The organism is Acinetobacter ursingii DSM 16037 = CIP 107286, assembly GCF_000368825.1.
Lineage (GTDB): Bacteria > Pseudomonadota > Gammaproteobacteria > Pseudomonadales > Moraxellaceae > Acinetobacter > Acinetobacter ursingii.
The window spans coordinates 778605-800213 of record NZ_KB849717.1 but is presented as its reverse complement, the minus strand read 5'-3'; the positions used below and the strand labels follow the sequence as shown (position 1 = coordinate 800213).

Sequence of the window (21609 nt, the reverse complement as noted above, 5' to 3'; positions counted from 1 at the left end):
CTTCACTTGATTTAACGATTTTGAATGACCATTGTAATACGGTTTTCTTTATTATCTTCAAGTGTCTGCTTTAAAATAAGTTTATTCGGTAATTTTTGCTCTGCATCATAGCTGAGATCAACATTCCAATCATCTTCTTGGATATGGTTTATTCGACCATTGGCATCTTGAGTGGTTTGAGCCTGTGTAGTTGCAGGTCTGGCTTGTACCCAACTAATAATGTGGGTAATCGGAGCTTGCCATCCTGTTGCACGTTCAAGTAACTCTTCTGGAGAGGATGCTGTAATAAGTCCCGTTTTTGCACTATTCAGAGTAACTTTGCCATTTTTTCCCTGAATTTGAGTTTTACCCATCCCCAAAATGCCAGTTAATTCGATATCAAAGTTTTGCTGTTGTTGTGCCCACGTAAAAAAAGCGCTGCCTGTTTGTTGTGGGGTTCGTACGCCAATTTTACCTTGTAGGTTAAATTGATTTTCGCTTTCTTGAGTGCTCTTTGGTAGTTGTGGTTGGGTAAAATGCTGACAACCTGTTAAAAACAACGCGCTGGAACAACAAAGTGCAATACAGGTTTGAGAAAGCGTATTCATAAATTAACTCTTTTTGGTACTTAACGGTAAGATTAATCCATCAAGCTGTTGTAATTGTGGATCATTTGCATGCTTTTGTTTCAGCTGTTGTAACACTTGAGTGTATTTGTCCAGATCACCTTGCATGTACAAGGCTTTGGCAAATCGAACTCCGATATTGACGTTCTGACTTAAGTTATATGCTTTCCCCAATGAATCAGCCGCGGCAGGAAAATCATTTTGTAAAAAGGCAATATAGCCCAGCGTATCCAATATTGAAGCTTGTTCAGGTGCATATTCCAGTGCAAGTTCAGCGTATTCTCTGGCTTCGTTCAGTCGGCGATTTTGCAAGGCAAGGGTATAGGCATAGGCATTTAAATAGGTCGGGCTATTGGGTTCAATCTGTAATAATTGCTTTAATGCCCGATCAAGTTTATCCCGATCCATATTCGGATCGAGCATCAGCACTTCGGCGTAGATCAGTTCAGGGTCATCTGTAATGCTTTTGATCGCTTCATCTAATAGGCGAATGGCTGCTTTTTTATTGCCCATTTTTCTGAGAATTTCAGCCTGAGCCTGATATAAAAAACTGGCATGTTGTGGGTAATTGACGCGTTCTTGAGTGAGAAAGCGTAAACCATCATTTAGGTTATTTTGTTTTTCAAAAATGGCAATCATATTGCGACGTGAAACGACATAGAGGCTACCATCGACCAGCCGATAATAGGCTTTTGCTGTTTCAAAATGCTGTTTGCGTTCAGCATTCACAGCCAGATAATAATAGGCTTCATTTTGATATTTGGCTGAATAGCGTAAATCGACCAGATATTGCTCGGCTTTTTCGTATTGTTTTAAATCAATGCTGGTTAAGCCTGCAATAAATTTGGCTTCTTCTGCATCTGGCCAGTCTTTAATAATGCTTTGTAGTTTTTCCAGTGCCAGTTCTGGTTCATTGTTTTTGACTAAAAAACGTGCTTCAGCCAAACGAACCTCCAGATTATCCTTGTGACGTCTGCTTGATTTTGCATACCACTGTTGAGCGCCTTCCAGATCATTTAAGCCAATCAATAAATTGGCTTTCATTAAAATAAAACCTGTGACTTTGGGGCGTTTTCGCAATGCTCGATTAATGGTCGTAAGCGCCTGATCGAGTTCGCCATTTTGTGCTTGTAATCCTGCGATCAAAGCCAACACCGAAGGGTTATTTTTCTCTTTACTAAAATTCAGAATATTGAGTAAGTCAGCACGATCGGCAGCTGACTCGGGTGAAATGCCCGCGACAATTTGTTCCAAATCCGCATTAGGATCGATATTTAAAATTTTATCCAGTGTATCTGCTGCAAGCTTGTATTCATGTGCTTTTAAGGCAATATGGGCCAGATAAAACAGTGCGGGAACATCTTCTGGCTCTTGTACCACCCAATGCGTGGCAATATCCAGTGCCGCTTTCATGTCATTATATTCGAGTGCAATATCCAAAGCCCGTTGTTTAATGGCGGGTGAATTGCTCTTAATGGCTAAAACGGTGTAGTTATGGATTGCGGTTGGAATGTCGTCATAAGCCAGTGCAAACTCAGCAATCATACTTTGCTTAAGTGCTTCTGTATTGGGTTGAATTGGATAAAAATCAGTCACAGCACGTACATGCGCTGATGATGCCATGCTTCCTAACAGTAAGAATGTGGTAGAATATTGTCTAATCGACGTACCATTAATTCGGCAATTCATTTGACGCAATTTTAGTAATCCATTTTTCCGTAATCTAAGTATGCTTTTTATGACACCGTTATTGCACAATAGCATAAATTTAGCGAAATGATGATCTGATATGTCCTTCTTTGCATTGGGTGTCAATCATCAAACAGCTTCCGTAGAGTTGAGAGAACAAATCGCTTTTAATGCAGAGCGATTGAGTGCTTTGCTTGCCGAGCAGCGAGATCATCACCATTTAAATGATATGGTGGTGGTCTCGACCTGTAATCGTACTGAAGTGTACGCCATCGCAGATAATGCGGACATGGTACTAGACTGGCTTGCCCAATCAAATGATATTGAAGTAAAACAATTACTTCATCATGTTTATCGTTACGAAAATGCGCAAGCGGTTACACATCTGATGCGGGTGGCCAGTGGGCTTGATTCACTCATGCTCGGTGAGCCACAAATCTTAGGACAAGTCAAAAGTGCGCTGAATTTGTCTAAAGAAGCGCACACCATTTCACCTAGTCTAAATCGAATTTTTGAATATGCGTTTTATGCTGCCAAGCGGGTGCGTACAGAGACCGCGGTGGGTAGTCATGCGGTGTCGATGGGCTATGCCGTTGCCCAATTGGCTTTGCAAGTATTTAGTCATCCTGAACAGTTGACCGTGATGGTGGTTGCTGCTGGTGAAATGAATAGTCTGGTGGCTAAGCATTTGGCAGAAATGGGAGTTGCGAAAATTATTATTTGTAATCGGAGTCGTGAACGTGCTGAAAACCTATCACAGGAAATTGCTCAGCAGGTTGATGTCGAGATTATAGAATTTAATCAGTTAGCAGATCATTTGCATCGCGCAGATGTCGTGTCGAGTTGTACGGGTAGTTTGCATCAAGTCATTCATTATAAAGATGTCCGTGCTGCGCTGAAAAAACGTCGTTACAAACAGATGCTCATGGTGGACTTGGCTGTACCACGTGATATCGATCCGAAAGTTGAAAGTCTGGATGGCGTTTATCTGTATGGTGTCGATGACCTGCAAAGTGTGATTGATGAAAATCTGGCACAACGTCGTCAGGCAGCAGTTGAAGCTGAAGTGATGGTCAATCAGTTGGCGACTCAACTGGTCACACAGCAAAAAATTCAGCAGGCAGGGAGCACCATACAAGCGTATCGTGAGCATGGCGAGGCACAACGTCGGTCAGAGCTTGCACTTGCGCTTGAAGCCTTAAAAACAGGGCAAAATCCAGAAGATGTGTTAAAAAACTTTGCACATCGTTTAACGCAAAAAATGCTGCATCCGACTTCAATTTTATTGCGTGAAGCGGCGCAAAATGAAAGTCCTGATTATTTTGAATGGATACAGAATGAATTGGCTGACGTGTTTGCCAAAGAACGAAAGCCTAAAAAATAATCTATTAATATCGCTAAGATAATAATCTTAAACCAATCTGCTTGGTGAGTTCATTGAGCTGTTGACGTAAGTTACGCGATTCCAATAGAGAGATCGGTGCTTTTAATTTTTGCCGCAAGTATTTCTCTTGTAATCCTAAAGAATATTCTTTGGCAAGTTTATCCGCAATTTCGGGAGCTTGTGTCAGGCTTTCGATATTGGTTCTTTGCATGATGTCTGCAATTTCATGACAATAGGCACTGCATGCGCCCAGCACATAATAAGTTGCCAATTCTTGATCATCGGGTAATTCATCAAAAATACGATCGAAAATAGCCAAAGTTTTGCCAAGCAACTCATTGGAATCGATGACTGCGCGGAGGGCCTCAAAGTGAATATATAAATAAGGATGGTGCATCAAAATCGCCAGTGCAAAATCTTCATCTTTGGTTTGAATATTAAAAGACAAAGATGCATCATGGCTGATTTGTGGCGTCCATTTGCGCCCTAAACCTAACTTTTCTCTAAATGACTGGGTAAGCAAATAGCGAAACGAGCCATGTTTAGGTAATAACTCAGTCAGTGCTTTCAGTTCGCCCATCACCAGACTTTTACCTTCTGGACTGGAAATGTCGTGCTGTCCTGTTAAATGCGCAAAGACAAAGTCAGACAATAACGGAGCCTGATCCAGTAGACGATTAAAACTTTCTAAGCCTTCACGACGAATCAATGAGTCTGGATCGTGTTCATGGGGCAATACAAAAAATTTAAGTTCACGTCCATCATTTAATAAAGGAAGTGCAATTTCCAGCGTGCGTCGAGCGGCTTTTTGACCTGCGGCATCTCCATCAAAGGCAATGGTAATCCGCGGATTTTGCTTAAATAAGGTCGTGAGATGATCTGCATTACTGGCAGTTCCAAGTGTCGCAACAGCACCATAAACGCCATATTGTTGTAAGGCGATGACATCCATATAACCTTCAACCATCAACCAGTCATGGGCTTTGAGTTTTCGTCCTTCATAGAGTCCATAGAGCAATTGATTTTTATGAAAAATATCGGAGTCTGGTGAATTGATATATTTGGGTTTGATTTCATCATTCAGCGCACGGCCGCCAAAACCCACTACACGACCCTTTTGATCACGAATCGGGAAAATCACCCGTTCACGCAATAAATCAAAATCCCGTCCGTTATCACTGGAACGAATTAAGCCGACTTTTTTTAGACCGTCAATATCCTGTGGAAATGCTTTTTCCAGATGTTGCCAATCTTCAGGTGCATAACCTAACCGCCAGAACTGAATGGTTTCAGTTGTTAATCCACGTTGCTTAAAATAGCTCTGTGCTTTTTTACTGTGAGGAAGTTGTCGTTCATAAAACTGCGCTACATTTTCAAGTAAGTCGTATAAATTTCCTTCTTGCGGGATATCCTCAAAAGGAGAAAGGGTGCTATCAAACTGTGCAAAAGGATCATCTAAATAGACAGGCATTGCCAGATTTGCCGCGTCGGCAAAAGCCTGATTGGGATCTTGGTCTTGCTGTGTAATTGCTGGTGATGTGACTTCTGGTGCAGCAATCGCTTTGGGCTCAAGTTTTTGTGGTGTGCGTTTATAAGACAGTTTTTTATTATCAAAATTATCTTTGGGTAATTCGATTCCTGCTTTGCTAGAAAGCTCCTGCATAACATCGATAAAATTACGGCTATCAATATCCATTAAAAAGCGAATCGCATTGCCATTGGCCTGACAGCCAAAGCAGTGGTAATAGCCTTTGTCACGATAGACGTGGAAAGAAGGGGTTTTTTCCTGATGAAATGGGCAACAGCCCGAATAGCTTCGTCCAGTTTTCTTAAGCTTTACCCGCTGACCAATCAGTTCGACCAGATCTGTACGATCCAGAATTTGATCAATCGTATGTTGTGGAATCGCCATAATAAAATTACCGTGTCTGGACGAAAAATATTGCTGTCATTGAGACCACTTTACATGATGCAGTCTAATGGTGATGATTTCAATGCGCTCAAAATGAAAAAAGGCAAGTCAGATGAACTTGCCTTGCTGTGTAACGAAACCAGTTTAGTTGGCAGCATCATCATCATTGGTTTGTGGCGCGACCGTATCTGGTACAACACTCATACTCGGAACAGTTTGTTGTACTGGTGGTGCGGAAATAGGCGCAACTTCATGTTGTTCAGGTTTATCCAGTAAACCAAAACTCAAACGATTGGTCAGGCTGCGTTTTTCAGTTGGATGATCCGATGTTGCTTCTTCAACACCTGAGGTTTTCGATCCACGACCTAAAATACCCAGTGTTGCACGATTCCACCAGCTTCCCTCATGACGCGCTGCGCGCAAATCAACTTTACCATTAGATTTCACTAAATCTGGGTAGTTTAGTTTTAATACATTGGTGTATTGTTGACTAAGCTCTTGATCACCTAATTTGTCATAGGCATACGCTAAAGTTGCGAGTGCTTCAGGAGTTTGCGGTGTTTGTGGATAATGTTCAACAACCCATTGTGCGCGTTCAGCCGCCGCAAGCCAAGCCTGACGTTTTAAATTAAAACGTGCTACATTAATTTCATTTTCAGCAAGTTCTTGCTGAATATATTTCATGCGCTGTGCTGCATCGACCGCATATTCACTACTTGGGAAACGACGAATAAAGTCAACAAAATTTTGATAAGCCAGTTTTAAATAACTCACATCGCGATGTGACTGTTGTAATGAGGTATAGCGCAACAAGCTATCGTAATTGAGTTCCATGTTGGACACGCCACGTACATAGTAGGCATAATCGACATTAGGATGTTGTGGATTCAAGCGAATAAAACGCTCTGCAAGTGCAATCGCACCTTCATAATCTTTTTGTTGAAATTTGACGTACAGCAGATCAAGTTGCGCTTGTTGGGCGTATTGACCTGTAGGATAATAGGTATCGATTGCTTCTAAGGACTTTGCTGCGTCTGAATATTGTTTGCGACTCAGTGATTTTTCGGCTTTTTCAAAATAAACCAGTTCACTTGACTTAGGCCCAGTATCGACTACTTCTTTTTTTGGATTACTGCTACAACCCACCATTGCAGTCGCTACACCAAGAGAAAGGGCAAGCATGGTAATCTTATAATTTGGTAGCGACATAAAAACTCCTCTGTTATATACGGGCAATGAGCTACAATTGCGCTATTAAACCACTTTTATCAATTTGAGCAAATGACTTCAGCACAATCTTCTCATTCAAATCTCTCAGAAACAGACTTCTTACTTGAAGATTCTGAGGATGCAGATAATCATAATTCTGACACAACTGCAACACGTTTATCGTTGCAACAGCAGCTTGATGAAACTTATCTGGGACAACGCATTGATCAGGTCGCAGCCAGTGTGTGGAGCGACTTTTCCAGAGAACGCCTCAAACAGTGGATGAAAGATGGCCATTTGTTGGTAAATGGTAACATCGTAAAGCCCAAATATCGCTGTGAAGGTAATGAGTTATTGACCTTAAATGTCGAGCTTGAGGCTCAGACTACTAATCAGCCTGAAAATATTGCACTGGACATTGTCTATGAAGACGATGATATTTTAGTGATTAATAAACCTGTGGGCATGGTGGTGCATCCCGGCGCAGGCAATAGTTCAGGGACACTGGTTAACGCCTTGCTATATCACTATCCAAAATCGGCTGAATTAGCGCGAGCGGGACTTGTGCATCGTATTGATAAAGATACGAGCGGTTTATTGGTAGTGGCCAAAAATCTCGAAGCACAGTTTTCCTTAAGTAAACAACTGGCAGATAAATCGGTTTACCGCATTTACGATTTAATTGTTTATGGCAATATTGTGGCGGGAGGTACTATTGATGAACCGATTAAACGTCATCCAGTTGACCGTATTAAAATGGCTATTCTTCCGGGCGGGCGTGATGCGGTAACGCATTATAATGTCAAAGAGCGTTTCCAAAACTTTACGCGTGTACAGGCACAACTTGAAACGGGGCGGACGCATCAGATTCGGGTGCATTTTAGTTATATCGGCCATGGTTTGGTGGGCGATTCTGTCTATATGAATCGAGTTCGTGTTCCTGCGGGAGCAAGTGAACGTTTAAATATTACCTTACGTGCTTTCAAGCGTCAGGCTTTACATGCTTCCAAACTGGGTCTGGTTCATCCGCGTACTCGCGAAAATATGATGTTTGAAGCACCGTGGCCAGAAGATTTTAGTTATTTGGTTGAGGTCTTGCGTCAGGACAATGCGGCTTATTAGGTTTCTTTCGTAACTATTTAAGCCCTCTTTATTTTTTTCTAAGGAGGAAATAAAAGGGGCTTATGAAAAACTCCATTCAAGATTAAAGGAATCAGTTCATGAATTTTGTGCAGGGTTTACCACAAGGTGTTTATGTGGGACAGACCACCATTCAACATGCTGGAGCGCTGCCAAGTATTCATGCTGATTTAGCTGGATTTAATCTGGCTTTACATGTCAATGACGATCCTGAGCGTGTTCAGCAGCATCGCATGATATTGCTGAATGAGTTTGCCGAATATGGGGTTAATAAAATCACATGGATGACCCAAACCCATAGCACTATTTGCCATACTGTTAATGAACAAATAACATTTGATGCACTGGTTGGAGATGGATTAGTTACTCAAACCAAAGGTCATGCGCTGATGATGATGACGGCTGATTGTCTGCCTGTGGTTTTGGGCAATCGGGATGGTACAGAAGTTGCGAATTTACATGCAGGTTGGCGTGGTCTTGCGGGTGGAATAATTGAAAATACCATCGAAGCCATGCAAAGTGGCGCGACATGGGCTTGGCTGGGTGCTGCGATTAGTCAGCCCTGTTTTGAGGTAGGGATTGAGGTCAAGAAAACGTTCTGTGAAAAATACCCAGAACTGGATATAGCTTTTGAACAAGGCAAACAGGATGATAAGTTTTATGCGGATCTTTATGCCATTGCGCGTTATATCTTGGAGCAACATGGAATAGAGTTAATACTTGGCGGTGATCAATGTTCTTATCGTCAACAAGATGAATACTATTCTTATCGGCGTAATGCCAAAACAGGACGCATGGCGACATTCGTTTTTATCCGATAAAAGTGGTAAACTTTCAAAGTACTATCAGTTTGATTGATTTATGTCACTGCTCAAAAAATCACTTTGTATTGTTTATCATAGCCCTTATGGACATACTGCCAAAGTTGCGTCGTATATTGCACAAGGTGCAAAAACCTTAGCTATTGATGTGCATTTAATGTCGATTGAACATATTGACTGGGATGCTCTGGATGCGGCACACGGGATTATTTTCGGGTCCCCCACTTATATGGGAAGTGTTTCGGCTGATTTTAAAAAGTTTATGGATAGTACATCTAAGCGTTGGAAAAATCGTCTCTGGCAAGGCAAACTTGCCGCTGGCTTTGCAAATTCTGGTGGTCTAAGCGGTGATAAACTCGCAGTCCTTCAACAACTTAATATTTTCGCGATGCAGCACGGTATGCTTTGGTCTGGATTGCCATTAATGGCAACGGGTTCTACAGAAACAGATTTAAATCGACTTTCGAGTTGTTTAGGCTTGATGACTCAATCCGATAATGCTCCTGTTGAGATTACCCCGCCTAAAGGTGATCTTGATACTGCAATATGGTTTGGGGAGTATATTGCGGGTGTGCTCTATCGTTTAAATTGTGCAGAGAAAGAAAAAGCCTCCAAAAAGTAAATTCAGAGGCTTTTGTATTCATTTAATTGTTAATGCATCAAATTATTTATGCATTAACCTTGCCTTATCACGCTGCCAGTCACGGTCTTTTTCAGTCGCACGCTTATCGTGTTGCTGCTTACCTTTTACCAATGCAATTTCCAGTTTGACCAGATGACCTTTCCAGTAACAGGCTAAAGGTACACACGAATAACCTTTCTGATTGACTGCACCCATCAATTGTTCAATTTGTCTACGAGACAATAACAATTTACGGGTACGCGTTGCTTCGGGAACGATATGTGTGGATGCAGAAAGTAAAGGTTGAATCTGTGCACCAAACAAATAGGCTTCACTATTTTTAAAAATAATATAACTTTCGGTCAGGCTCATGCGGCCTGCGCGTAAAGATTTTACTTCCCAACCTAGCAGCGCAATGCCTGCTTCAAATTTTTCTTCAATAAAATAATCGTGGCGCGCGCGTTTATTCTGCGCAATGGTGCCGCCGTTATTTTTCTTCACTACTACTGCTTTCGCCATAATCTTAAAAATTCCAAAGTTAAGCTATTGTGCCTGAAACAGTGACAGAGGTGAAGTTTTTTCATTTTAATCAGGTGGCTTATTGATACGATGTCTTCGCTAAGAAATCAAGATTTGCTAGAATACAACTCTCAGAAAATAAACTAGAGTAAAAATGGATGACTAAAGCACGTGTTATCTATCCAGGTACATTTGACCCAATCACCAATGGACATATTGATTTGGTCACTCGCGCCTCACGAATGTTTGATGAAGTTGTGGTCGCCATTGCGATTGGACATCATAAGAACCCAGTCTTTAGTTTAGAAGAGCGTGTCGCGTTGGCCAAAGCCTCTTTAAGCCATTTACCCAATGTTGAGTTTGTTGGATTTGACGGCTTATTGGTCAATTTTTTTCGCGAACAAAATGCAACAGCAGTATTACGAGGTTTACGCGCTGTATCTGATTTTGAATACGAATTTCAATTGGCAAATATGAATCGTCAATTAGATTCACATTTTGAAGCCGTGTTTTTAACCCCGTCTGAACAATATTCCTTTATTTCATCGACTTTAGTTCGTGAAATTGCGCGTTTAAGAGGAGATGTCGCCAAGTTTGTCCCGCAAGCTGTGGTGGAAGCCTTCGAACGCAAACATCAACAAGGTTGGTAGAGTGTCACTCATTATTACTGATGAATGCATCAATTGCGATGTCTGTGAACCCGTATGTCCAAATGAGGCCATTTTTATGGGCGACGTGATTTACGAGATTCATCCAGACTTATGTACTGAATGTGTGGGACATTTTGATGAACCGCAATGTCAGTTATTTTGCCCTGTTGATTGCATTCCTAAAGATCCTGACCATGTTGAAACACATGGGGAGCTTTTGCAAAAGTATCAAAAACTAATTGATCAAAAAAGCACAAGCAATTAATCCAAATCTTTGCTACTATGCGCTCCTGAAGTGGACTGGACGGTCGCTGCTGTGGAGGTCTTCGTGACTGAAGCAGGGGAGGAAAGTCCGGGCTTCATAGGGCAGGGTGCCAGGTAACGCCTGGGCGGCGAAAGTCGACGGAAAGTGCAGCAGAGAGTAGACCGCCTCATTCGTGAGGTAAGGGTGAAAGGGTGCGGTAAGAGCGCACCGCGTGTCTGGTAACAGTTCACGGCATGGTAAACCCCACCAGAAGCAAGACCAAATAGGAATCCTGAGGTACGGCCCGTACTGGATTCGGGTAGGTCGCTTGAGCGTATGAGTGATTGTACGCCTAGAGGAATGATCGTCCTCGACAGAACCCGGCTTACAGGTCCACTTCACCAATTTTATGAAAAATTTGCTTGACGTATCTCAGATAACTTTGGATAATGCGCGCACAGTTTTCGGCTATGTAGCTCAGTTGGTTAGAGCACAGCACTCATAATGCTGGGGTCACAGGTTCAAGTCCCGTCATAGCCACCATTTAACAGACCATGCTCCTGCATGGTCTTTTTTTATGTCAATTTTCTTGGTTTATGTGAAAATTATTCAAATAATATTTATGGCGATCTTTTAAGTTATTGAATCTATAAATGCTTGTAAATTAATCAGGATGTCAATTTTCTGTGATTTTTTGTAGCAAATATTATTACTTTTGATTATCATTCTCATTTAAGTCTATTCATTCTTTATTTCTCCTGCAATTTATCAGGCCTAAAACTGCATAAATTAATTTATTGAATAGTAATTATTATCTTTAGTTTTATCATTTATTGGTGGGTTATGTATCGTCCTCAGAATCAGTTCACGTCCATAAATAAGGTCAATCCGCAAATTCGATTGAAACCGCACTATTTAGCGGTATGTCTTGGCATGTTGATGGTACCAGTCTCCACGAGTCTCTTGGCGGCAGAAGAAAGTAAAACGGCTGATTCAAATCACTATACTAAGCTTTCTGTTATTACGGTGTACGCTGAAAAGGAAGACAAAGTTCCCTCTTCTGTGACGAGCATTAGTCGAGATAATTTAGATCGCACAGGTGCAACAGATATGGCCAGTATTGTGAAATATTTGCCTTTGGTGAGTGCGCCATTTGCAGCCAACGGGGCGAGTGCTTTTTATGCAGGCTCAGGTACCAGTAGTTATAACATTCGTGGGATTGATGGTAATCGGGTAGGGCTAGATGTTGATGGTATTGATATCGCAGATGCAACTGTTGCGACTTGGACAGGTGCAAGTATGCGTAATAGTGCCGCAGGCCGTGATTATATTGAACCTGAAATGTTTCAAACAGTGAATATCCAATCAGGTACAACGGGTGCTTCAACAGATGGGATTGGTGGACGTGTTTCATTCAAGACTAAATCACCTGAAGATTATCTGATAGATGGGAAAAATGTAGCCGCTACTGCGAAGGCGGGTTATAGCTCGGCAGATGAAGCGTGGTTAAGTTCGGTTACAGGTGCTGTTGGGAATGATACGCTTAAAGCATTGATTGCTTATGCGCATCGTGATGGTAAAGAAATTCAGGGTAATTCGGATACCAAACAATTTCCTGCTGACTGGAAATCTGATGCCATTTTAGGTCGTATCATCTGGGACATTAATCAACAACATCAACTGGGTTTTACCGCGGATTATTATAAAAAGAAAAATGATATTAGTAAGATGGATGGTTCTACCTATACAGGGATCACGTATGGAGATGGTACACAAAACCAAAATATTGAACGCGAACAATACAGTCTGGATTATCGGTTTAAGCCAAGTAACTTTAGTTTATTCGATCAGTTGAAAGCCAAAGCTTGGTATCAGGAATCACATAATGATACCCGTACGGGTTATAAAGCCGCGACTTATTATCGTGATGTCAATAATACCTTTAAAGAAGAAAATACGGGCATCAAACTCGATGCCGAAAAATATCTTGATGTGCATCATTTTGAATATGGTCTGTTAGTAGATCAAAAGAAATATTCAAGTGATCGTAAAGAATTGCGTAATGGTGCTCCAACTTCATCAACTTTATATCAGGGAAGTTATTTGTCTGATTCTAAAGTCAATCGTTACGCTGCCTATGTGTCAGATAGCATGACTTTTGATGTGTTCGATCGTGCTTTAAGATTGACCCCGTCTTTACGTGCAGAACGCCAAGAAATTAAACCAGAGAATTCAAATTATTCAGGTTTTTCTGATAAAGATTTCAATTATTTATCGCCGGGATTGTCACTGAGTTATCAGTTAACGCCTTACAATTATACTTATGCGAAATACACTCGTGGTACACGTGTTCCAAGTGCAACAGAGTTAGGCAGTTATTTCCAGACCACGTCTACCAATTCATATTATTTGGCTGGTAATTCTGATTTAAAAGAGGAAACCAGTGATGCATTTGAGATAGGGCTAAGAAATGATTCGATTGAAGGGATAAAACTGGATTTAACTGGGTTTTATACCAAATACGATAATTTCATTGATTATAAATCTTTACCAGCATCTGAATGTACCGTTTCAGGCGTGTTTTTATGTTATGAAGCAGAAAATCTGGCACAAGCTGCAATTTGGGGCGGGGAGCTTTCTACACGTGTAGATCTTGGACATTTTATTCATGATGCAGATGGTTTTAGTGTAGCCTTGGTTGCAGGTAAAACCAGAGGCCGCGCCAAAGATAACGATGGCAAAAAGAGTGGGGTAAACTCTGTTACTCCTGCGAAAGCCAGTCTAACACTTGCTTATGATGATCCTGAGCATGTCTATGGTCTTGGGTTTACAACGACTGCTGTGGATAGTAAAACCGCATCGCAGGATGTGAGTACCTATTCAACCAACTCAAACTATATTCCTGTGAAAGGCTATACCGTATTTGATTTGTCCGCTTATTGGAACGTCAATAAAAATATGAAATTCAATGTCTCTTTAAATAACATTTTTGACAAAACCTATTGGAATTATTCAAGTGTAGGCACATTAAATACCGCGACTAGTACCAGTGGAAGCATTAATACGTTGCGTGATCGTTCTGCTGAGGTAGGCCGTAATGTGGTCGCAAGTGTTGAATTTAAATATTAATTATTATCAGAAATCGTTTAGGACATCATCATGAAACACATTAAATTTACCCTCTTGGCTTGCAGCATTTTTAGCTCATTTGTAATGGCTGCTCCAGATCATCAGATTGAAGCACAGGCTTATGGCCTTTATGCCTTGTACCATCCACAAGATAAAAATCCAGACAATGTAACCTTTGTTAAAAACTACGCGGCTGATTATGCAGATTTATTTAAAACCCAAAAGCAAGTGAATCAACAACAATACGTGCAGTATGAACAAGCCAGACTGGAGCCTGTATTAAAGCAGCGCCGTGAGATGTCGTTGAAACAGGCACATGTTCGTTTTGGTGTATTAAATACCAATAAAGACGACAAAATTACCTTAAAGGAATATCAGGAAATTGGCCATAAAACCTTTAATCAATTTGATAAAAATCAGGATGGTATTATTACTGCCGAAGATGCCAAGAACGAGGCCACCGCAACAGGGACACATGATGGCTTTAAAGTAAAATCTCCATTGTCGATGCCAATGGCAGCGAATGTGAATGAATTTATTCAAATGTATGCCAATAACAATAAAAACTATGTGACCTTAGGCGACTATTTGACCCATCGTGATCAACAATTTTTCTTAACAGATACCAATAAAGATCTCAGCCTATCTGAAGATGAATATGTGGGTGAATTTACTCAGCGTTATGACGAGCATTTGGCTCAGGCACGTAAACAATATAACGAGTTTTTTAATCAGCAATTCCAAAATATCAGTCATGGCAAAACCACAATTCAGGACAAAGATATTAAAACTTTTGCAGCTCGTGTATTGAAAGGAATTTAACTGAAAATATCATTTTGTGATGTTTTGAGAATCAATACTTGGCCGTTTTTGTAGATTAGTTTAAGCAAAAACGGTCAAAAAATTGTGCTGTAGATAAAATTAAGCTGAACCAAAAATAAAAAAAGATAAATAGACGAACTGGAACATAAGAATCGAATTACTCTTGAATCGCATCTAAGATTAAATTGACGTTTAAACGATCACGGCATTGTCCGACAAAATCTTCAATTTTCTCAGTTTTATATTGTTGAAAATCAAAACCCTGATAATCATTACAAATTGAATGTAAGTATTGCGTACGAAACGTATTGTGATCAAAGATTTGATGAATAAACGTGCCCTGAATATATTTATCTTGAAAATACAGTGGATATTTGTGGCTTACCCCATGATGCATTTCAAATCCTTCAATCTGCATACCAAAAATTGGATAGGACTGTTTGCTTAGAATTTTATCTTGAGTGAAGTGAATATCATCATTTATCAAGCTTAGACCTGTCGCGATGGTTGGCTGTGGGTTTTCAATCTGATGAGGATCATATAGCTGTTGAAATAGCATTTCATAACCACCGCAAATGGCAAAAATCGCTTTTTTACGTTGTTGCAGTTGTTCAAATAAGCCATTTTGTTTTAACCAGTTTAAATCCTGAATTACTAATTTTGAGCCGGGAAGTATCACCACATCAAAACGTTCTAAAGAAATCGGGCTATGAATAAATTCCAGTAAAACCTCATCATCGGCAATCAAGGGTTCAAAGTCGTTATAATTACTCATATAAGGATAGGCAATGACGCCAATCGAGATTTTCTGCTGACCAGATTGCTGTACAAAATTTTGCAGACTGGCATTGTCTTCAAAACCCAGATTAAACGGCATATAGGGCAAAACGCCTAAAACTGGAATTTTAAATTGTTCCTGAATAATATCGATGCCCGCATCAAATAAAGACAAATCACCACAAAATTTATTGACGATCACACCAATGACGTTGTTACGTAGGTGAGCGGGGAGTAAGTTATAAGTCCCCCAGATTGAAGCAAATACGCCACCTTTTTCGATGTCAGCGATTAAAATAATTTTGGTTTGATAGGTTTCAGCAATAAAAATATTAGAAAGATCTTTGTCCATTAAGTTAAGTTCGACTGGACTGCCTGCACCTTCTGCGACCACGCAATCATAACGGTCGGCCAGATAATCAAAACAGCGTTGTACCGCAGGTTTGAGTTGATCCAGATCGCGGTAATAGTCGAGTACATGCTGCTGTGAAATAACTTTGCCTTCCACGATGACCGAAGCACGACCATTTGAGCCAGATTTGAGTAATACAGGATTAAGGTGATGCGATGTTGCAATACCCAGAACTTCAGCCTGAAACGACTGGGCAATCGCAATTTCACTGCCATCATCACAGACTCTGGCATTATTCGAGACATTTTGTGCTTTAAAGGGCGCAACCCGTAAACCTGTATCTTGTAAGATTTTGGCAATCACAAAGGTCATGGTGGATTTTCCAGCATCGCTAGAAGTTCCAAAAATTGAAATATGTCTCATGCTGATATGCTTATCAATAAAATCGGGTAGGCAGAAAGGGGTAGCCTACGGCATAATACGTTATTTTTACGATCAACGTAGTGGTCAAATGCAGGCTACACTGTATGTTTTGTATATGATTAAATCAGATATACATATGAAAAAACATGCAAAGTAAGTATTGTTTAAATCACTATAATGAATATCTATTTCCAGATCTAGCATAAGGCCAATCTGGAGAGCTATGTCGAATTTTCAATTTGGAGTTGTTATGGCACTCGTTCCTCCATATGGTGGCGCAAGTTGTGACGAAAAACTACTTGGCGGCTTAATGATTAAAACGGACTGGAAAGGAGATGCACATGACTGAAGATAGATTAACCCATCTCAAGCAGCTTGAAGCTGAAAGTATTCACATTATTCGTGAAGTTGCAGCCGAATTTGAAAACCCAGTGATGCTTTACTCGATTGGTAAAGATTCTGCGGTGATGCTGCATCTAGCACTGAAAGCCTTCTATCCTGCAAAACTTCCATTCCCTTTATTACACGTCGATACAGGCTGGAAATTTAAGGACATGATTGCCTTTCGTGACAATATGGCTAAAACCCATGGCTTTGATTTGATCGTGCATCAGAACAAAGAAGGTCGTGATGCGGGCATCAATCCATTCGATCATGGTAGCTCGAAATATACCGACATCATGAAAACACAAGGCTTAAAACAGGCTTTGGACAAGTATCAGTTTGATGCGGCTTTCGGTGGTGCGCGTCGTGATGAAGAAAAATCACGTGCCAAAGAACGTGTTTATTCATTCCGTGATAGTAAGCACCGTTGGGATCCTAAAAATCAGCGTCCAGAGCTTTGGAATCTTTACAATGGTAAAGTAAACAAGGGCGAAAGTATTCGTGTATTCCCATTGTCAAACTGGACTGAACTGGATATCTGGCAGTATATCTATTTAGAAAATATTCAAATCGTTCCTCTTTATTTCTCTGCGGTTCGTCCTGTGGTTGAGCGTAGTGGTACGCTGATCATGGTCGATGACGAGCGCATGCGTTTAAAAGAAGGCGAAGTTCCACAAATGAAATCGGTACGTTTCCGTACGCTCGGCTGTTACCCATTAACGGGTGCGGTGGAATCTGAGGCAGATACCTTGCCTGAGATTATTCAGGAAATGCTTTTGGCCACAAGTTCTGAACGTCAAGGTCGTATGATTGACCATGATGAAGCGGGCTCAATGGAAAAGAAAAAGCAGGAAGGTTATTTCTAATAAATCTCCCCCAACCCCTCTTAAAAAGAGGGGAGCTTAGGAAAAGATTTCAGAATTTGTGGAGTTAGAGCATGTCTCATCAGTCAGATCTTATTAGTCAGGACATTCTGGCGTACTTAAAACAACATGAGCAAAAAGACTTATTACGCTTTTTGACTTGTGGTAATGTCGATGATGGTAAAAGTACCCTTATTGGGCGTTTGCTTTACGATTCAAAATTGATTTATGAAGATCAATTGCAGGCGGTGACCCGCGACAGTAAGAAAGTCGGTACGACAGGTGAAGCACCTGATTTAGCGTTACTTGTCGATGGTTTACAAGCTGAACGTGAGCAGGGCATTACTATTGATGTCGCGTATCGTTATTTCTCGACCGAGAAACGCAAATTCATCATTGCTGATACCCCGGGACATGAGCAATATACCCGTAACATGGCCACTGGTGCTTCAACAGCAGACCTCGCGATTATCCTGATTGATGCCCGTTATGGTGTTCAAACTCAAACCCGTCGTCATACTTTTATTGCCAGCTTATTGGGTATTAAAAATATCGTTGTTGCCATTAACAAGATGGATTTGGTTGAGTTTTCAGAGTCACGTTTCAACGAAATTCAGGTTGAATACGATGCTTTTGTCAGCCAACTGGGTGATCGCCGTCCAGAGAATATTTTATTTGTCCCAATTTCAGCTTTGAATGGCGATAATGTCGTTAACCCATCGGAAAGTACGCCGTGGTACAAGGGTCAAACCTTGATGAACATTTTGGAATCTGTGGAAATTAAACGTGAATCGAATAAACACGAATTCCGTTTCCCTGTTCAATATGTAAATCGTCCAAATCTGGATTTCCGTGGCTTTGCGGGAACAATTGCACTGGGTGAGATCAATGTTGGCGATGAGATTGTTGCATTGCCATCGGGTAAAAAATCGACGGTCAAAGAGATTGTGACTTTTGATGGCAATCTTGAACAGGCGATTGCAGGTCAAGCCGTTACCTTGACGTTAAACGATGAAATTGATATTTCTCGTGGGAACATTTTAGTACGTGCTGGTGAACAGCCATTGATTTCACGTAGTGTACGTGCTTCAGTGGTGTGGATGACTGAGCATCCTTTAGTCAAAGGTAAGCTGTACAATGTCAAAATTGGTACACAGACTGTTCCTGCCAAAGTGACTGAAATTCATTATCGTGTCAATGTAAATACCCTTGAGCATACGCAGGTAGAAGAGCTTGAGCTGAATGCAATTGCAGATGTGACAGTCGAGTTCGATGCACCTGTCGTCTTTGATCGTTATCAGGACTCTCGTTATACAGGCTCATTTATTTTCATCGACCGTTTAAGTAACGTTACAGTCGGCGCAGGCATGGTTGAAGCGGCGGTGGAATGGACTGCGAGCAACAATCCTGTGACTGCCGAAGACCGTGCAGCGCGTTTGGGTCAAAAACCTGCGGTGATTGGTGTTTCAGCGAAAATCCTTGAAAAAGCACAAGCACTTGAAAGCTTGCTGATTCAGCAGGGCGTTGTGGCGATTTCCAAATCAGATTTGACTGCTGATCAAATCAACTTACTTCGTGAAACGGGTATTGTGGTAATTACAACCGTTACAGAAGCATCAGATGCAGATGTTACGGCTGAGACTGTAGAAGAAGTAGTCGATCAGGTAGTGGAATTGGTTCGTTTGTAATCGACCTGATAAAAAAAACCTCCTAAATTTAGGAGGTTTTTTTATGGCCTAAGCTTTTACTTAAATCATACTGACCAATGGAAAAACACCAAAAACTAAGGCACTTCCCATCAGAACACAACAGGTCATAAATGCCCATTTCAATGTGAATTTTTGATGGTCTGCAAACTCAACAGCTGCTAAACCGCAAAGTAAATAGGTGGATGGCACCAATGGAGAAAGTAAATGAATCGGTTGACCAATAATCGACGCACGTGCGATTTCCACAGGCTCAATGCCATATTGGGTCGCTGCTTCAGCCAAAATAGGTAAAACTCCAAAATAAAAAGCATCATTCGACATAAAGAAAGTTAAAGGCATGCTGAGGGCGCCTGTAATGGGTGCCATATATGGCCCCATACTTGCTGGAATAAGTGCCACAAACTGTTTTGACATGGATTCGACCATACCCGTTCCAGTTAAAATTCCTGTGAAAACCCCAGCCGCAAAAATAACACCGACCACTGCAAGTACACTATCTGCATGAGTTGCAATTCGCTTTTTCTGCATTTGTAGGCATGGGTAGTTGACTACCAGCGCAATACAAAAGCCGAGCATAAACAGAATTGGCATTGGTAAGATTCCTTTGACTAAGGTAGCCATGAGTACCAGTGTCAAAGTGCCGTTAAACCAACGCAAATGCGGACGCTGTGCATCAGGATCCTTTGAAATGGTCAAGTTGTCTGCATGACTAATATTATCAATGCTAATCACACCTAAGCGTTTGCGTTCGTACTTTCCATATAGATAAGCAAGGAAAAATAACCAAATAATTGCTACAAGCATCGAAGGAATCATGGGAATAAATACGTGACTGGCATCAACTTGTAATGCACTTGCTGCACGTGCAGTGGGGCCGCCCCAAGGGGTAAGATTCATCACACCGCTCGATAGAAGCATTAAACAAGTCATGACCAGTGGGTTCATGCCAATTCGTTTATAAAGTGGCATCATCGCTGCGACACAGATCATATAAGTGGTAGAACCGTCACCATCTAAAGAAACAGTTAACGTTAAAAAAACAGTACCTAATGTAATTTTAAGCGGGTCGCCTTTGACCATTTTCAAAATCCACTTGATGGATGGGTCAAATAAACCCGAATCGATCATTAAGGCAAAATACATAATGGCAAAAAGTAGCATGACGCTTGTTGGTGCGAGTTTTTTGATGCCTTCCAGCATATTCTCGCCTAACATTGTCACTTCGATATGACTTAAGCTCTCAATATGAAAACCAAGTCCCCAGCCGATCAGAGCAAAAATAACAGGAATGAGAATAAGTGCTACCAAAGCACTGAGACGTTTAGTCATGATCAAATACATAAAACACATGATCATGCTAATACCTAAAAAAGTAAGCATGTACGCAATCCTTAGCCCAAGAAATTATTATTTATGAAAGTGTTCATATAGTTTGAACACAGGATATATTTATTGATTTTTCTAAAAAATGCAATTACATAATCTATCGTTAAGATTAAAGTTAAGAAATAATTTTATATTTTTTAAAACTATATTTTTTAAAGCTATTTCTGCACTTTTGTAGTGCATTTCGGTTTTTATAACGTCATACTTTTTGGCTCTGAATGATGAACATCAGCATTTAACGTATGCAAATACGACGTAAAAAAGCGTGCATTAATTGGATAATTTTCATTGAGTTTTAATTCTGCTTTGACATCGCTTTTATGCGACAATAGTTCTTTCATTTTTGCAGAGACTTCCATGACCGACCAATCTCCTGAATCTTTAACGGATATCGAAATTTTAGATATTTTACAGTCAATGAAAAAAGATGAGCTTGATGTTGAAGCGAAAGAGATTATCCGTAATGGGGGCAAAGCGGGTCGACAAGAAGCACATAAACAAGCACTTGTAGCTTTAAACCATAGTTTTGAAGAAAAATTTGTAGAGGCTGTGACGCTGGCATTGGGATTGAACCCTGCACAAGCAAAGAAAATTCGTTATAAAAAAGACCGTATTCGTATTTTGAAAGCACGTGGTATAGATTATATGGCGATTGATGGTGCTGAAACTGCGCAGGTGTTAGCACAAATCGCACAAGCTATTACTCGTGAAGATGCGATTGTCACCAAAGACTTGCATAATATTTTCCCGTTCTGGAAAGAAGGCTGGCCGATGGTGCAATTTGATAGTGCTTACAAAATTTTGTCAGAAGATATTCAGTTGCATTATCAAGCTTTGCTTGATGCGTTACTTAAATGATTCAGATCATACTGTAATCTAAAAGTTTGTTCATTTGATCATAATGATGCCTCTTCATGAGGCATTTTTTCTATCTGTTTTATTTTCCATGCCACCGTGAGTTCGTTGCTG

General features: G+C 40.7%; 19 protein-coding genes, 1 tRNA gene and 1 other RNA gene. 13 read left to right on the top strand and 8 right to left on the bottom strand.

Features of this window, described 5'->3' with window-relative positions:
• Positions 1 to 11: 11 nt before the first annotated feature.
• Positions 12 to 587, bottom strand: a complete 576-nt coding sequence (lolB, locus tag F944_RS11290) for a lipoprotein insertase outer membrane protein LolB (protein ID WP_004990623.1) — start codon at positions 585 to 587, stop codon at positions 12 to 14.
• Between the two features lie 3 nt (positions 588 to 590).
• The gene (locus F944_RS11285; RefSeq protein ID WP_080633051.1) at positions 591 to 2294 is read right to left on the bottom strand and encodes a tetratricopeptide repeat protein; all 1704 of its coding nucleotides are present in this window, start codon (positions 2292 to 2294) and stop codon (positions 591 to 593) included.
• Positions 2295 to 2394: 100 nt separating this feature from the next.
• On the opposite strand from F944_RS11285, the gene hemA reads away from it, so the two are divergent.
• Positions 2395 to 3678: a glutamyl-tRNA reductase gene (gene hemA / locus F944_RS11280; protein WP_004990620.1), complete on the top strand. Its 1284-nt coding sequence runs from the start codon at positions 2395 to 2397 to the stop codon at positions 3676 to 3678.
• A gap of 13 nt (positions 3679 to 3691) precedes the next feature.
• Here hemA and F944_RS11275 read toward each other — a convergent pair whose 3' ends face one another.
• Together F944_RS11275 and F944_RS11270 are read right to left on the bottom strand one after the other, a co-directional pair.
• Positions 3692 to 5590: a DNA primase gene (locus F944_RS11275; RefSeq protein WP_004990618.1), complete on the bottom strand. Its 1899-nt coding sequence runs from the start codon at positions 5588 to 5590 to the stop codon at positions 3692 to 3694.
• Positions 5591 to 5734: 144 nt separating this feature from the next.
• Complete coding sequence (locus F944_RS11270) at positions 5735 to 6799, bottom strand: outer membrane protein assembly factor BamD (protein ID WP_004990617.1); 1065 nt, start codon at positions 6797 to 6799, stop codon at positions 5735 to 5737.
• A gap of 72 nt (positions 6800 to 6871) precedes the next feature.
• Between F944_RS11270 and rluD the strand changes: the two genes are divergently transcribed.
• From rluD to F944_RS11255, 3 genes are all read left to right on the top strand, one after another.
• Positions 6872 to 7921 carry a 23S rRNA pseudouridine(1911/1915/1917) synthase RluD gene (gene rluD / locus F944_RS11265; protein WP_004990616.1) on the top strand — a complete coding sequence of 350 codons (1050 nt, stop codon included), beginning with the start codon at positions 6872 to 6874 and terminating at the stop codon, positions 7919 to 7921.
• Between the two features lie 98 nt (positions 7922 to 8019).
• The gene (pgeF, locus tag F944_RS11260; RefSeq protein ID WP_004990615.1) at positions 8020 to 8760 is read left to right on the top strand and encodes a peptidoglycan editing factor PgeF; all 741 of its coding nucleotides are present in this window, start codon (positions 8020 to 8022) and stop codon (positions 8758 to 8760) included.
• Positions 8761 to 8800: 40 nt separating this feature from the next.
• A complete protein-coding gene (locus F944_RS11255; RefSeq protein WP_004990614.1) occupies positions 8801 to 9382 on the top strand; it encodes a flavodoxin family protein in 582 nt (193 codons plus the stop codon).
• Between the two features lie 42 nt (positions 9383 to 9424).
• Here the strand turns inward: F944_RS11255 and smpB are convergent, their stop codons facing one another.
• On the bottom strand, positions 9425 to 9901 hold the full coding sequence (gene smpB / locus F944_RS11250; protein ID WP_004990613.1) for an SsrA-binding protein SmpB: 477 nt from the start codon (positions 9899 to 9901) through the stop codon (positions 9425 to 9427).
• 158 nt (positions 9902 to 10059) lie between these two features.
• Here smpB and coaD point away from each other — a divergent pair, with 158 nt between their 5' ends.
• The 6 genes from coaD (at position 10060) to F944_RS11225 (ending at position 14746) form a co-directional block, all read left to right on the top strand.
• The gene (gene coaD, locus F944_RS11245; RefSeq protein ID WP_004990612.1) at positions 10060 to 10551 is read left to right on the top strand and encodes a pantetheine-phosphate adenylyltransferase; all 492 of its coding nucleotides are present in this window, start codon (positions 10060 to 10062) and stop codon (positions 10549 to 10551) included.
• A gap of 1 nt (position 10552) precedes the next feature.
• The gene (locus F944_RS11240) at positions 10553 to 10816 is read left to right on the top strand and encodes a YfhL family 4Fe-4S dicluster ferredoxin (RefSeq protein WP_010588836.1); all 264 of its coding nucleotides are present in this window, start codon (positions 10553 to 10555) and stop codon (positions 10814 to 10816) included.
• Between the two features lie 27 nt (positions 10817 to 10843).
• Positions 10844 to 11199, top strand: an RNA gene (gene rnpB / locus F944_RS16535) — RNase P RNA component class A.
• A 62-nt stretch (positions 11200 to 11261) separates the two neighbouring features.
• Positions 11262 to 11338, top strand: a tRNA-Met gene (locus F944_RS11235).
• 300 nt (positions 11339 to 11638) lie between these two features.
• Positions 11639 to 13924 carry a TonB-dependent hemoglobin/transferrin/lactoferrin family receptor gene (locus tag F944_RS11230; RefSeq protein ID WP_004990608.1) on the top strand — a complete coding sequence of 762 codons (2286 nt, stop codon included), beginning with the start codon at positions 11639 to 11641 and terminating at the stop codon, positions 13922 to 13924.
• A 30-nt stretch (positions 13925 to 13954) separates the two neighbouring features.
• The gene (locus tag F944_RS11225; protein ID WP_004990606.1) at positions 13955 to 14746 is read left to right on the top strand and encodes a hypothetical protein; all 792 of its coding nucleotides are present in this window, start codon (positions 13955 to 13957) and stop codon (positions 14744 to 14746) included.
• A gap of 157 nt (positions 14747 to 14903) precedes the next feature.
• Here the strand turns inward: F944_RS11225 and F944_RS11220 are convergent, their stop codons facing one another.
• Complete coding sequence (locus tag F944_RS11220) at positions 14904 to 16298, bottom strand: cobyric acid synthase (protein WP_026039948.1); 1395 nt, start codon at positions 16296 to 16298, stop codon at positions 14904 to 14906.
• Between the two features lie 341 nt (positions 16299 to 16639).
• On the opposite strand from F944_RS11220, the gene cysD reads away from it, so the two are divergent.
• A complete protein-coding gene (cysD, locus tag F944_RS11215) occupies positions 16640 to 17548 on the top strand; it encodes a sulfate adenylyltransferase subunit CysD (RefSeq protein ID WP_004990602.1) in 909 nt (302 codons plus the stop codon).
• A gap of 71 nt (positions 17549 to 17619) precedes the next feature.
• The gene (gene cysN, locus F944_RS11210; protein WP_004990598.1) at positions 17620 to 19233 is read left to right on the top strand and encodes a sulfate adenylyltransferase subunit CysN; all 1614 of its coding nucleotides are present in this window, start codon (positions 17620 to 17622) and stop codon (positions 19231 to 19233) included.
• Between the two features lie 60 nt (positions 19234 to 19293).
• Here the strand turns inward: cysN and F944_RS11205 are convergent, their stop codons facing one another.
• Positions 19294 to 20634, bottom strand: coding sequence for a CitMHS family transporter (locus tag F944_RS11205; RefSeq protein WP_004990591.1), 1341 nt, complete (start codon positions 20632 to 20634; stop codon positions 19294 to 19296).
• Positions 20635 to 20831: 197 nt separating this feature from the next.
• A complete protein-coding gene (locus F944_RS16985) occupies positions 20832 to 20999 on the bottom strand; it encodes a hypothetical protein (RefSeq protein ID WP_154647391.1) in 168 nt (55 codons plus the stop codon).
• Here F944_RS16985 and F944_RS11200 point away from each other — a divergent pair.
• Positions 20998 to 21498, top strand: coding sequence for a hypothetical protein (locus F944_RS11200; RefSeq protein WP_004990590.1), 501 nt, complete (start codon positions 20998 to 21000; stop codon positions 21496 to 21498). The genes F944_RS16985 and F944_RS11200 overlap by 2 nt on opposite strands.
• Positions 21499 to 21609 lie beyond the last annotated feature (111 nt).